This is a genomic window from Arthrobacter sp. P1_B4, assembly GCF_056406555.1.
In genome coordinates this window covers 1-3,100 of the sequence record NZ_JBFTZW010000165.1, presented here as the reverse complement: position 1 = coordinate 3,100, position 3,100 = coordinate 1, and the positions used below count along the sequence as shown (strand labels likewise).

The 3,100-nt window shown below is 65.0% G+C and carries 3 protein-coding genes; all 3 read left to right on the top strand.

Annotated features, from left to right (window positions below; translation table 11 throughout):
* The coding region (locus AC1D1W_RS20320; RefSeq protein ID WP_476944657.1) for a DNA polymerase at positions 1 to 836 on the top strand (836 nt) is incomplete at its 5' end.
* A 150-nt stretch (positions 837 to 986) separates the two neighbouring features.
* On the top strand, positions 987 to 2,273 hold the full coding sequence (locus AC1D1W_RS20315; protein WP_476944656.1) for a GNAT family N-acetyltransferase: 1,287 nt from the start codon (positions 987 to 989) through the stop codon (positions 2,271 to 2,273).
* A 238-nt stretch (positions 2,274 to 2,511) separates the two neighbouring features.
* Positions 2,512 to 3,100: S1 RNA-binding domain-containing protein (locus AC1D1W_RS20310; protein WP_476944655.1), on the top strand; the 589-nt coding region annotated here is incomplete at its 3' end.

The following is a 3,100-nucleotide window of genomic DNA, read 5'->3' as shown; positions in this document are numbered from 1 at the left end:
GCCGGATCCACACCACTTACGCGCAGAACGTCGCAGCCACGGGCCGGATCTCGTCCAACAACCCCAACCTGCAGAACATCCCGATCCGCAGCGAGGAAGGCCGGCGCGTCCGCGGCATCTTTGTGGTCAGCGAGGGCTACGAGTGCCTGCTCTCCGCGGACTACTCTCAGATCGAAATGCGCATCATGGCGCACCTCTCGGGCGACGCCGGCCTGATCCAGGCCTACAAGGACGGCGAAGACCTCCACCGGTTCGTGGGCTCGAACATCTTCCATGTGCCCACCGATGAGGTGACCAGCGCCATGCGGTCCAAGGTCAAGGCGATGTCCTATGGCCTCGCGTACGGGCTGACCTCGTTCGGTTTGTCCAAGCAGCTGGAGATCTCCGTTGACGAGGCGCGGACCCTCATGAAGGACTACTTTGACCGGTTCGGCGCCGTCCGCGACTACCTCCGCGGCGTGGTGGACCAGGCCCGGATCGACGGCTACACCGCCACCATCGAGGGGCGCCGGCGCTACCTCCCGGACCTGACCAGCACCGACCGCCAGCTGCGTGAGAATGCGGAGCGCATCGCGCTGAACTCGCCCATCCAGGGATCGGCGGCTGACATCATCAAGCGCGCCATGCTGGGTGTGCACGCGGAACTGGCGGCACGGGGCCTAAAATCGCGCATGCTCCTGCAGGTCCATGATGAACTTGTCCTCGAAGTCGCCGCGGGTGAGCGCGAGGCCGTGGAGAAGCTGGTGACCGAGCAAATGGGCTCGGCCGCGGACCTCAGCGTTCCGCTGGACGTCCAGATCGGCATCGGCTCCAGCTGGTACGAGGCGGGGCACTAACGCTGGGCCGGTATCGGCAAGGTTTCGGTCCGGCAAGTATTATTCGGTCCGGCAGTTTTCGGTCCGGCAGTTTTCGGTCCGGCAGTTTTCGGTCCGGCAGTTTTCGTTCCGGCTAGGCCGGGACCCGAGATTCTCAGGGGGAGAAAGTACGTGGCAGATAAGTACGAGCTCAAGCGGTTCCGCGCGGTCGCGAAGGACGAGGCGGACTACGCGCAAGGTACGGCGTGGCTGAGCGGGGTCGGGATCGGCTTCTACGAGGAGCCGCGCAAAGACGACTTCGTGGACAAGATCATGGCCATGTATCTCGTGGACAACCGTGAAATGACCGGCGTTTACCAGGCCGACGGCGTCGCGGCCCACTCGCTGGCGTCCGACGTCCCGGTGGCGACCTTCGCCACTCTGCGCAAGGACCTGAACATCGGCTACGGCCGTCAGCTCGAAGCCCAGCTGGTCACGGCCGTCACCGTGCGCGGGACCCACCGCCGGCAGGGGCTGCTGCGGCGGATGATGACCGAGGACCTCGCCGCGGCGAAGGCGGACGGCGTCGCGCTGGCGGCACTGACCGCCTCGGAAGCCTCGATCTATGGCCGGTTCGGTTACGGCGTGGCCACCTTCGAGCGCAGCATCAAGGTCGACACCGGGCCGCGCTTCCGGCTGCGCCATGCGCCCGCCGGCTCCGTGGAGATTGCGGACCGCAAGGTCCTGCTGGAACTGGCACCCAAGGTTTTTGGCCAGGTCCACGCGTCCATGCCCGGATCGATCTCGCGGCAGGAAGCGTACCGGCTGCGGTCCGCGGGCATGCTCGGCCGCGACGGCAGCGAGGACGAGGCAATCCGCTGCGCCCTGCACTACGACGCCGCCGGAACCGTGGACGGCTACGTGTCCTACAAGTTCGCCGGGTGGGACGCCAAGCCGTACACCATGGAGGTCGTGGACCTCGTGGCCGCGAATGACGCCGCCTACCTGGAACTCTGGCAGTTCCTGGGCAGCATCGACCTCGTGGACCGGATCAGCTGGCAGGATGCACCGGTGGACGACCCCCTGACCTGGGCGCTTGAGGACCCGCGATGCGTCGAGGCATCGGACCACCGCGACATGCTGTGGCTGCGGGTCCTGGACCCGGCCCGGGTGCTGGGGGCCCGGCGGTATTCGGCCGACGGGGCGGTCGTTCTCGCGGTCAGGGACAGTCTCGGCTTTTCGGCCGGCACCTTCGCGCTCACGGTCTGCGGGGGAGAGGCCACGGTGAGGCCGGCTCCGGAGGCTGAGCCGGACCTGTCCCTTGATGTCGCGGACCTCGGCTCCATCTATCTGGGCGCCGTTTGTCCGGTGACCCTGAAAGCTGCCGGCCGGATCACCGAGCACACGGCCGGGGCGGCGCTGACAGCGCGGCTCATGTTTGCCGTCGAACGTTCACCGCACTGCCTCACGCACTTTTAGGCCTCTGGTCCGATTCCGGCGCCGAGGGCGACACGGACGGCCCCGTGCGCTTTGACCGGCGTTCGCGTAAACGACTAGACTAAACAGGCGCGTACTACGTGCGCGCATCTACAATCCACAAAATCAGGATGACCCGGCGGAACGCTTGCTGTGACGCCGTGCTCTTGGCCTGCATTCCATAATGCCGGCCAAGCGGTTTGCCTGACCGACTCACTATCCACAACGGAGCCCCTACTACATGACCATCACCTCCACCGAGAAGCCCGGTACCCCCGTAGTCGCCATTAACGACATCGGTACCGCTGAGGACTTCCTCGCAGCTGTCGACGCCACCATCAAGTACTTCAACGACGGAGACCTCGTCGAAGGTACCGTCGTCAAGGTCGACCGCGACGAAGTCCTGCTCGACATCGGTTACAAGACCGAAGGTGTCATTCCCTCCCGCGAGCTTTCCATCAAGCACGACGTTGACCCCGGAGACGTCGTCTCCGTTGGCGATCAGGTCGAAGCCCTGGTGCTCACCAAGGAAGACAAAGAAGGCCGCCTGATCCTCTCCAAGAAGCGTGCTCAGTACGAGCGTGCCTGGGGCGACATCGAGAAGGTCAAGGAAGAAGACGGTGTTGTCACCGGTACCGTCATCGAGGTTGTCAAGGGTGGTCTTATCCTCGACATCGGTCTGCGCGGCTTCCTGCCCGCATCCCTCGTCGAGATGCGCCGTGTGCGCGACCTCGCTCCGTACATCGGTCAGCAGATCGAAGCCAAGATCATCGAGCTGGACAAGAACCGCAACAACGTTGTGCTGTCCCGCCGTGCATGGCTCGAGCAGA